Source organism: Bradyrhizobium sp. CCBAU 11430, from assembly GCF_028128855.1.
Lineage (GTDB): Bacteria > Pseudomonadota > Alphaproteobacteria > Rhizobiales > Xanthobacteraceae > Bradyrhizobium > Bradyrhizobium ottawaense.
The window spans coordinates 35,188-44,718 of sequence record NZ_LBJV01000038.1; the positions used below are offsets into that span (position 1 = coordinate 35,188).

Below are 9,531 nucleotides of genomic sequence, written 5' to 3' on the forward strand. Positions count from 1 at the left end.
AGGTGTCCCGCTTGTTCAGCCCGTATTTCCCGCGAGCATCGCTTCTGCTCTCAATGTGGCGCGAGTCTCAATCGTAACGCGGAGGAGCCGGGCGCCCCGGAGCGCGATGCGCACGTCGTCCAGCTGCACCATCATCTTCCCGTTCGCTCGCAGATGCTGACTGAAAACAAGCAGGTCAGCGTGCTGTTCGTCGACGTCTGCAACTCGACCTCCCTTTTGCAGCATGTCGACCCCGAGGAAGCCCGCGCCTATCTCGGCAGGGCACTGGACCGGCTGGCTGAGGCGGTCGAGACCTATGGCGGCACGGTGAGCCAGTTGCTCGGCGACGGCCTCGTCGCCTTGTTCGGCGCGCCCGTGGCGCAGGAAGACCACGCCCTGCGGGCGTGCCTTGCCGCTCTCAAGATGCAGAGAGCATCCATTCCGGCCCATGACGTCGGAGGCGTTGTGAGCCCGACGCTGCGCATCGGTATCAATTCGGGCGAGGTGCTGGTCGGTATCGTCGGACAATACCGGTGGTCCCATTACGGCGCGGACGGAAAGACAATCCATCTCGCCTCGCGGCTTGAGAAGATGGCGCCGCCCGGAGGCATCCTGATCAGCGCCGCGACGCAGCGGCTGGTCGCGCAGCAGATCGACACGCGTACGGCCGGCGTGCGGATCGTGCGCGGACTGGATGATCCGATCGAAGTGCATGAAGTCGTGGTCGAGACCGAAAGTTCGGCGGCAGCGCCGTTGACGCGGAAACAGCGCTGGGCGCCTCTGATCGGACGCGAAGACACGTTGAGGATCCTGGAAGGGGCCCTGGAGACCGTTCAAAGGTCCGGAATGCGAACCGTCGGGTTGTGCGGCGATGCCGGGATCGGCAAGTCGCGCCTGATCGTCGACTGGATGGACAGCCTCGCGCGGGAGGGGGTTGAAGTCTGCTTTTCCCAGGCGAGAGGATATGCGAGCACGCGGGCCTACAGCACCGCCACCGATCTGACCGCAAGTTTGGTCGGGCTTCCGCAAACCAGCGCGGCGGACATTCGGCATTCCGCCAAGCAGACGTTGATCGCGAAATGGCCCGATGACGGCGCCGAGCATCTGGCGGCGGTCAATGATCTCTTGGGACTTGCGGCGCCGGATGAGGCCTGGCTGGCGCTGAACCCGGCGCAACGACGGCGCCGGATCGGCGAGGCGCTGCTCTGGCTCGTGCGCAGACGCGTGCGGTCCGGCGCGTTCCTGCTCGTGCTCGAGGACGTCTTCCTGGCCGACCGCGAGAGCCGGCGGCTGTTCGAGGGCCTGCTTCCCAAACTTCAGGCGCTGCCGGTCCTGATTTGCGTCACCTATCGCCCGGATTTCGACCATCAGTGGCGTCGAGCATCCTGGTTTTCCGAGCGCGTGATCGAGCCGCTGGGCGACGGAGAAATGCTCCAGCTCGCGCGCGCCTGTCTCGGCGATGATCCGTCCGTGCTCGGCGTCATGACCGAACTGGTCGCGCGTGCCGACGGCAATCCCTTCTTCCTGGAGCAACTGGTCTTCACGCTGATCGATGACGGGTCGTTGGAAGGGACCCCGGGCGCCTACCGTTTGCAGAGGCCTTTCGGAGAGCTGCGCGTGCCGGGCTCCATTGCGGCGGTGATCGGGGCGCGGGTCGACAGGCTGCCCGAAGCCGCAAAATCGGCGCTCGAAGCTGCGGCCATCCTGGGCGATCCCATCACGCACGATTTGGTTGCGGCGATGCAGGCCGTGGACCTCGAGCGCGCCGAAGAACTGCTAGGCCTTTGTGTCGCGTCCGGATTGCTGACGAGTCCGGATCAGGCGAGGGGCTCGCACGGATCGCACGCCTTCGCGTTCCGCCATGCGCTGGTCCGTGACGTCGTGCTCGGGGTGCTCACGCGCGCCAGGCTCAAGGCACTTCATCGCCAGGCCTTCCTGGCGCTGCACGCCCAGCCCGGGGCCGCCGATGTCGATGCCGCGCCGGCACTGGCGCATCATGCCTTCGGGGGCGAGGAATGGGAGCAGGCGGCAAGATTCGCCGTCAAGTCGATGGCTCGTGCCATCTCGCGCTCGGCCAATCAGGAGGCCGTCCAACTGCTGGAGAAGGGCATCCAGGCGGCACGGCGCGTCGAGGGCGCGACGACCGCCCAGACCCTGGAGCTCGCGCTTCGGCTGGAGGCCATTGGCGCAATGCTGGCTCTCGGGCAGATCGACGAGATCTTCGACAACATGGAGCGGGCTGAAGCCATCGCCGTGCAACTGAACGATCAGCGTGCAAGGGCGGCGGTTTCGACCGAGACGGCGGTGTTTCTGTGGATGCGCGGACGTTTCGAGCAAGGTCTGGGCTACGCTTCGCAGGGACTGGAAGCGGCTCGCCTCGCACAGCGTCGTCACATGATGATGGCGGCGCATCAGACCCGCCTCATGCATCTGCATGCGCTCGGGCGGTACGCGGACGCGGCGGCCGAAGGTCACATCCTGCTGTCGGACTACGAACCGGAATTGTCGGCGCATTATGTCCAGTCCGGCTGGGCTGCGATTCCGATCATCAACCTGTACGCATTTCATGCCAGCACGCTGTGGCGCCTCGGGGATGGCGGCGCCGCGGACGATTTCTGCGCCAAGAGCTATGAGATTCTGTCGAACATCGATCACCCATATTCCCGTCTGTTGATCGACACGGTCCAATCGCAGATCTGGGTCGAACGCGAGGAGCTCGACCGTGCCGAGTCCCTGATGCGCACGGGTGTGCAGCAATGCATGACGCACAACGTGCCGACGATGCTGTCCGTGTGCACCGGCGTTCTCGGCAGCGCGCTGGCGCGCAATGGCAAGGCTGCCGAAGCGGTGCCCATGCTGGAGAAGGGGTTCGCCGATCGCATCTACGAGGCGGCCGGCCCCTATGGCAGGACGTTCATGCGCGTGAGCCTGGGTGTCGCCTATCGCAAGCTCGGACGACTGGACGATGCGATCGCTGTCGGACGCAAGGCGGTCGAGCAGGCCGCCGAGGAATACGGACACCAGACCGAAGCCCTGTACGAGCTCGCCGAAACGCTGCGGCAGGCCGGCGATCAGGCCGGGGCCGAAGCGCATTTCAAGCGAACCGCCGAGGCGGCGGAGCGTCTGGGCATGCCTCACTACCGGAAACGGGCCGCTGCGGCGCTCGCAGATCGGCGGAAGGACGGGTACGCAGCATGAAAATCTCAGCTGGCACTCCTGATGCAATGCCGCCGGGGCTCCGCAGCCTCTCCTATGGGATCTTCTGTTGGGCCAATCGCCGTCCGAGGGCATTGCGAGCCGTCGGTGCCCTGTTTCGGCTTTGGCCGTTCGCGGGCGGCTGGTTCGGCATGGCGGCACGCGCCAGTGCGGTCAAGGGTGTGCTGACCAGGCCGCAGAGTTTCTCGAACTCCGCTCATGCGGCCAATCTGGCCGCCGGCGATTACCTGATTGGCATGGATCCGGGTCCTACCTACCACGACGACAGGCGTCTGCTCGATGACCGGTTGGCTTTGCTGGCTGCGAGCCTGCCGGCCGCGGCCGATCAGGAGGTTCAGCGACGCGTCCAGCAGCTTGGGCAGCTCGGGACGAACAAGTCGTTCGACCTCATTGACGATTACCTGATGTGGATCGTGTTTCGAGCAATGGATCCACTGTTCGGGGCGGCAACGGGCAAGGTGGTGGCGGGCGCGCATGGCAACGTCAACGATCCCGGGCTGCAACGGCAATATCTCCTGGAAATCAGGTACGTCGCAGGCCAGCTGCTTGCCGGAAGCACTGCGACGCTGAGGGTTCAGCGACGGGCGGAACTCTGCTCGGATGCGTTGCGGGCACGTATCGCCGCCGTGAGCCGCGACATCGAACAGGCTTGGGGTGTCCAGAGCACCGCCAGCACCATCACGCGGAATGCCGCCGGTCTTGCCTGGATTTCGCATCCGGTCACGGTGCAGTCGGGGGCACTGGCCGTGCAGGAGTTGCTCGGGCGCTCCAGGGTTCACCGGGCCTTGCGGGCCGAAGCCCAGCGGCTCGGGCCGGCCGGCGTTTGGCAAGACGCCAAGTTCCGCGATCTGGTGCGCGAGCACATGCTCGAGCTCATGCGCTTTCGACCCATCTTTCCGCTGCTCGCGCGCGACGTGCCGCGCGATACGGAATTCGAGACCGGGGCGCGGCACAACGCGCCGTGCTCCGCTGGCGGCAAGATGGCGATCTGGTCGATCGCCGCCCTGTTCGATTCCAGGGTGGTCAAGAAGAGCGGTCGGTTCTGTCCCGCCCGCAATTGGGGGCCGCACCAGGATTTGCGCTGGCTGATGTTCGGATACGGCACCCGCCAATGTCCCGCCAAGGATTACGCGGTCGAGATCCTGACGAGTGCGCTGATTGGTCTGCTGATCCTGCCCGAGTTGCGGCTCACGCGGGGCGAGGGCAAGGCCATCGCCTATGACGGCCCGCTGATGTCTCGCATGCGCGTGAACTTCGTCTGACGGATTGGAAGGACAATCCATGCTCAAAATGGTCCGGCAGCAGATGATCTGCATCATTGCGCCAGGCTGGCGCGGCGCGGTGGATTTTTCGGACTCCGGAGACATGCAGTCCGCGCTGAATGCACTTCTTCAGGACGTTGCGGTCATTCAGTTCGCGTCCATCGCCCTGTTGCCGGCGCGCACGGACGCACAGGAGCAGGCGCCGTCGCTGATGCTCGAGCTTGCCGTCGAGGAAGGCATCGATCCCAAGGACATGCTGTACAGGCTGGTCCATCATCCCAGCGGCGCGATGTGGTCGCTCTTCAGCTCCTATTGGCCCGGCGGCGGGCCTCCGCTGGTGAGCGCGCGCAACGGGCAATTGTTCGACAAGCTGATCGGGTGGCTCAGTCTCGCCGATGGCGGCTTCGTCGGTCCTCGCGACAGAACGGCCCGGCAGATCAAAAAGGAGCACGATCTCCTGATATGGACCCGGGATGAGGGACGCAAGTTGAGAGCCATGTACGGCGATGATCGTGCATCGTTCGCGCTTGCGCTGGCGCAGCGGGCATTCCAGGACCCGCGCTTCGACTGGGCGATGCAGCCTGCGCCGCGCTCCTATTGGCGCGGGAGGGGTGCGAGCATCTCCGCAAAGGTCGGCTATGGGCTCGTGGTTTTCGGCTTGTGGCTGGCCCTCGTCTGGCTCCTGGGCGCGCTGCCGCGCGGGCTGTTCGGCGCCATCACCTGGTTCGTCGGCGCATCCTATCCCCCGGTGCAGTCCGTGGTGGACGTCATCAGCAGTGTGAGCATGTGGATCGTGTGGGCGAGCATCAGGGCACTGCTCGCCTTTGTCGGGCTGCTGTTCCTGGGATGGCTGCTCCTGGTCGCGCTGCCGGCCCTGTTCGCGCCGTGGCGGCGCTGGGTGGACAGCGTCCGCCGCGAACTCGAACGACCGACCGAGACGTGGTCGTCATTCTCCACCCGTGTTGTCGGCTGGATCGTGGTCGTCCCGTTGCTCCTCGCCATCGTGGCGTGTGCGGTGGTCTTCGTCTTCTATCCCAAGCCGATCATGGAAGGGATCGAGGCTTTGACCGCGCGGGTTCCGGGATGGGAGCTCGCCCTCTTCGGCGTGCTCGCGATCGTCGCGCTGCTCTGCATCGGGTCCTTTTTCTCCTGGATCAATCGCCGGTTTGCGACCTTGAGCAAGTGGTTCTTTCATCCCTACGAAGACGATGTCGCCCGGGCCCAGCAGGTTCATCCGTCAATCGACCAGTGCGAAGCGCTGTTGGCCAGTGGGACCGCGCACATGGTCAGCCTGACCGATATCCGCAGCCCGAACGGCTGGAGCGCCTGGTGGATCCGCGTGTCCCTGCGCGTCGTGACGTTCTTTGGGCGGGTGTTCTTCACCGAGGGGCGGCTCGGTGATGCACCGGGTATCCATTTTGGCCATTGGCACATTATCGAGGACGGTCGGCGCTTTCTATTCTGCTCGAACTATGACGGCAATTTCGGCGGTTACCTCGACGATTTCATCAACGGCGCGACGATAGGGACGACGTTGGCCTGGCGATGGACGACGCTGAGGCCGCGGGGATCGGCGGCGGTCGGGCAGCCGGACATCAAGGTGCCGCGCGATTTTCCGCCGACGCGTTTCGTGCTTTTTCGCGGCGTGAAGTGCGAGTTGAAATTCAAGTCCTACGCCCGCGACAGCATGCTTCCGCACATGTATCGCTTCGATGCGTGCAACGCGACGATCGAGGAGATCGACCTCGCGACCGGGCTGCGCGACGCCCTGTTCGGCGAGCGCAACGACAGGAACGACGACTTCATCATGAGGGCGATCGAAACATGAAGGCCTCGCATCTTTCCGAACAGCTCGCGGACATTCAGGGAATGCTCGGAAGCGGTTATGGCTGGTTGAAGACCAGCCGCTTCTGGCTGCTGACGATCAAGTCTGGCCGCGAGGACGATGCGCGAGCGTGGCTCGCAGAGCTCGTCGACAAGAAACTGGTCGTCAGTGCCGCCGATGTCAGGAAATCGAGGAAGCATCCCGTCGACGATGCCGTCGCGATCGCTTTCAGCTATTTGGGACTGGCAAAGCTCGGATGCGACGAGACTGCTGCGCATCCGTTCCCGTCCCCGTTCAGCAGCGGCATGGGCTGCGACCTGCGCGCGTTGCTGTTGAGGGACAGTCCGCGAGAATGGCGCTGGTCCGATGTTGAAGGCGGTGCCGGCGGCCCCGTGCATGTCCTGGTTGGCGAATGGAGAATGCGACGGAGCGCTGCCGAGATGGCGAGCGCGCCGGAGAAGTCGGCAGAACTGGATCCTGATCCTGATGTGTTCGATGTCATCAAGGTCGACAACGATCCCTGCGCCTTCCAGCAAAAGGCGGGCGACGAGGAAGAAAGATTGTATGAGTCCTTCGGGTTTCGCGATGGCCTCGCGCAGCCCGTGATCAGCGAGCTCAGGGAAGAGCGCGGCGCCGAGCGCAAGAAGATCAGGCGGGATGCCGGCATCCTGTACGAGGACCGCGTCGTCGCTCCGGGCGAATTCATCCTGGGCTATCGCAACGAATACGACGAGCTGACCTATTGCCCCAACGTCAAGCGATGGCCCGGCGACGCCACGTATACGAGCGGCCGCTTCGCGCTGAACGGGACCTATCTCGCGGTTCGCCAGATCGAGCAGGATGTCGACGCGTTCGCGAAATTTGAAGCGGTGTACGGCGAGGCTGTCTGCGAGAAGATGATGGGCCGTCGAAGGGATGGAAAGCCATTGTCGTGGCAGGGCAGTCCCGGCGTTCCGATTTCGGATTCGGAAGCCGATGCATTTCGCTTTCGTGTCGACGACGCGAACGGGTTTGGCTGTCCGAAGGGAGCCCATATCCGCCGGGTCAATCCGAGGGATACGCTCGGCATCGACGTGCAATCGAGCATCAAGTCGGTCAAGCTGCACCGGCTGCTGCGCCGGGGGCGGCCCTATCGCGAGGAGGTTGCGAACGAAAAGCCGCGCAAGGGCATTTTCTTCATCGCCTGCAACGCCGATCTCGAGCGGCAGTTCGAGTTCATCTACCAGCGCTGGTTGCGAAATCCCCGGTTCGTCTGCCTTAACGACCAGGACGACCCTCTCGTCGGCAAGCCCGCTGCCACCAGGAGCTTCTCCATGCCGGGATTGGCAAGCGGCGAGGAAGTGTCCCTGGCCGCGTTTACGCAGACGCTGGGGGGAGGCTATTTCTTCCTTCCCGGCATCTCTGCGCTCAAATTCATCCTCGGCTGCGAGGGCAGTTCGAAGGCGGTCGGCTCAGAGGCCGTCGTAGCCTTGGCGCCCTGAAAGCCGGCGCGGGACCGGACGGGGCAACGTGAGGTCAATCCTGCGGCTCGGACGCCGCGTCGCCCTGTGCGTCGACGCGCAGCCAGCCCGAGGGCGCGAGGCGCTGCTGCGGCAGGAAGCGGGCCTTGTAGTCCATCTTCTTCGAGCCCTCGATCCAGTAGCCGAGATAGACGTAAGGCAGCCCCTGCCGGCGGGCGCGGGCGATGTGGTCGAGGATCATGAAGGTGCCCATCGAGCGGCTGACCTGGCCCGGCTCGAAGAACGAATAGACCATCGACAGGCCGTCGCTGAGCACGTCGGTCAGCGCGACCGCGATCAGCTCCTCGCCACGGCCGGTGATGCCGCTGTCGGGGCCGCGCTTGCGGTATTCGATGATGCGGGTCTCGACATGGCTGTCCTCGACCATCATGGCGTAGTCGAGCACGGTCATGTCGGCCATGCCGCCATGGCGGTGGCGGGCGTCGAGATAGGCGCGGAACACCGAATATTGCTCGGAGGTCGGCACCGCGCTGCGCTGCTCGCCGATGATGTCGGAGTTGCGCGCCATCACCTTGCGGAAGTTGCGGGAGGGGCGGAACTCGTTGGCGACGACCCGGACCGAGACGCAGGCGCGACACTGGTCGCAGGCCGGCCGGTAGGCGATCGACTGGCTGCGGCGGAAGCCGCCATGGGTCAGGAGGTCGTTGAGGTCACCGGCGCGCTCTCCCACGAGGTGCGTGAACACCTTGCGCTCATGCCGACCCGGCAGATACGGGCAGGGGGACGGCGCCGTAAGGTAAAATTGGGGGGTATCGCGCGAGTGCTGGGTCAAGGGACGTCGTGGGCCTCCGAAGTGAGTATCAGCATCGCGCTACGGAAGCCCCCGGTCAATTGGTCAGCTTGGCAAGTCAGGTCAGCAGTCAGCTTAGAGGATCCCGGTTAGTAGGCCGTTGATCACCAGGTCCTCGCGGCCTGCGGCACCGGCGCGCGGACGGAATTGTTGATCACGACCGTTCCCAGCACGAAATCCTGCAGCAGGCGCCGGCGGCCGTTGAACAGGCCGAGCAGCACCACGAAGGGCGTCAGGAACGAGACCGACACCCAGAACAGCACGGCATGGGTGGCGCCCAGCACGAAATAGCCGGGTGCGCCGTACCAGGTGCGCAGCTCCAGATCCATCACCCGCATCCCGATCGTCGCGGAGGAGGGACCACCGATACAAGCGCCGTAATAGACGATCGCCCAGATCACGGAGGCCGGCCAGGCCAGCCAGAACAGCGCCCAGCCGATGCCGAGCGTGACCACGCCAAACAATGCGATGAAGATGTAGCCGAGGATCACAGGCACCGAGATCACGACCATGTCGATCAGGAAGGCAAACACGCGCCGCGTCGCAACGCCACGGAACAGCTCCGGGTGCAGATAGGGGTCGTAGGCGTGCGGCTGCGCCCCGCCGTCATTGCGCCAGGCTCCTGAATTGCCCGAGTCGTACGACATGATCCGTCCTCCCAAGGGGGAAACAGAGGGAAAAACCCTCGAGGCAGGACATGGGAACAGGCTTTCCCCCTGCCAAGGGCGCAGGCGCATTAACAAGCCGAAATATTCCGGCGATTCGGGGGCGGGGGAGGGCACGATGTTGGCGCCGCAAACACCGGTGTCGTCCCGGACAAGCGAAGCGCAGATCCGGGATCCATAACCACAGGGAGGAGTTTGGCGAAGACCGTTAGATAATTTCGCCGGTACGAATACGGCGGATCACAGTTAGATCACGCGGTATGGGTCCCTGCGT

At 64.5% G+C, this 9,531-nt stretch carries 6 protein-coding genes; 4 read left to right on the plus strand and 2 right to left on the minus strand.

Annotated features, from left to right (window positions below; translation table 11 throughout):
* The first annotated feature begins 153 nt into the window (after positions 1–153).
* The 4 genes from XI04_RS10205 to XI04_RS10220 all read left to right on the plus strand — a co-directional run bounded on the left by XI04_RS10205 (position 154) and on the right by XI04_RS10220 (position 7,763).
* On the plus strand, positions 154–3,177 hold the full coding sequence (locus XI04_RS10205) for an adenylate/guanylate cyclase domain-containing protein (protein ID WP_246554606.1): 3,024 nt from the start codon (positions 154–156) through the stop codon (positions 3,175–3,177).
* A gap of 149 nt (positions 3,178–3,326) precedes the next feature.
* Complete coding sequence (locus tag XI04_RS10210; RefSeq protein ID WP_240536456.1) at positions 3,327–4,457, plus strand: cytochrome P450; 1,131 nt, start codon at positions 3,327–3,329, stop codon at positions 4,455–4,457.
* Between the two features lie 19 nt (positions 4,458–4,476).
* Positions 4,477–6,285, plus strand: coding sequence for a hypothetical protein (locus XI04_RS10215; protein WP_038972477.1), 1,809 nt, complete (start codon positions 4,477–4,479; stop codon positions 6,283–6,285).
* Positions 6,282–7,763, plus strand: coding sequence for a Dyp-type peroxidase (locus XI04_RS10220; protein WP_028144273.1), 1,482 nt, complete (start codon positions 6,282–6,284; stop codon positions 7,761–7,763). The genes XI04_RS10215 and XI04_RS10220 overlap by 4 nt, the downstream gene beginning before the upstream one ends.
* Before the next feature lie 34 nt (positions 7,764–7,797).
* On the opposite strand, the gene XI04_RS10225 is transcribed toward XI04_RS10220, so the two are convergent.
* On the minus strand, positions 7,798–8,574 hold the full coding sequence (locus tag XI04_RS10225) for an arginyltransferase (protein WP_028144274.1): 777 nt from the start codon (positions 8,572–8,574) through the stop codon (positions 7,798–7,800).
* Between the two features lie 122 nt (positions 8,575–8,696).
* Positions 8,697–9,239 carry an RDD family protein gene (locus XI04_RS10230; RefSeq protein ID WP_038950910.1) on the minus strand — a complete coding sequence of 181 codons (543 nt, stop codon included), beginning with the start codon at positions 9,237–9,239 and terminating at the stop codon, positions 8,697–8,699.
* Positions 9,240–9,531: the final 292 nt, after the last annotated feature.

Excerpts from the sequence above, each read along its gene's own strand:
- XI04_RS10205 (WP_246554606.1), top strand. The coding sequence starts at position 154 with ATGCTGACTGAAAACAAGCAGGTCAGCGTGCTGTTCGTCGACGTCTGC.
- XI04_RS10210 (WP_240536456.1), top strand. The coding sequence starts at position 3,327 with ATGGCGGCACGCGCCAGTGCGGTCAAGGGTGTGCTGACCAGGCCGCAG.
- XI04_RS10215 (WP_038972477.1), top strand. The coding sequence starts at position 4,477 with ATGCTCAAAATGGTCCGGCAGCAGATGATCTGCATCATTGCGCCAGGC.
- XI04_RS10220 (WP_028144273.1), top strand. The coding sequence starts at position 6,282 with ATGAAGGCCTCGCATCTTTCCGAACAGCTCGCGGACATTCAGGGAATG.
- XI04_RS10230 (WP_038950910.1), bottom strand. The coding sequence starts at position 9,239 with ATGTCGTACGACTCGGGCAATTCAGGAGCCTGGCGCAATGACGGCGGG.